1 protein-coding gene is annotated in these 310 nt (G+C 73.5%); it reads left to right on the top strand.

Annotation, left to right across the window (positions count from 1 at the left end; genetic code table 11):
- The coding region (locus tag ACFWW8_RS28435) for a hypothetical protein (RefSeq protein WP_386532800.1) at window positions 1-310 on the top strand (310 nt) is incomplete at both ends.

Here is a 310-nt window from a genome sequence, read left to right as displayed (position 1 = left end):
ACACGGCGCGGGTACGACGGACGGTCGCCACCACCACTGCGGTCGTCACGGCGGAAACCACCGCCACCACCGGAAGGACGGTCGTCACGACGCGGGTACGACGGACGGTCCCCACCACGGTCGTCACGACGGGGGAAGCTCGGACGGTCGCCGCCGCGGTCGTCACGCCCGCCACGGAACCCACCGCGGTCGTCGTCACGACGCGGGTACGAGGGACGGTCCCCACCACGGTCGTCACGACGCGGGTAGCTGGGACGGTCGCCGCCGCGGTCGTCACGCCCGCCACGGAACCCACCGCGGTCGTCGTCAC

It is taken from the genome of Streptomyces sp. NPDC058701 (assembly GCF_042715295.1).
Lineage (GTDB): Bacteria > Actinomycetota > Actinomycetes > Streptomycetales > Streptomycetaceae > Streptomyces.
The sequence above is the reverse complement of the archived record's forward strand: the minus strand, read 5'-3'. Positions and strand labels throughout refer to the sequence as shown.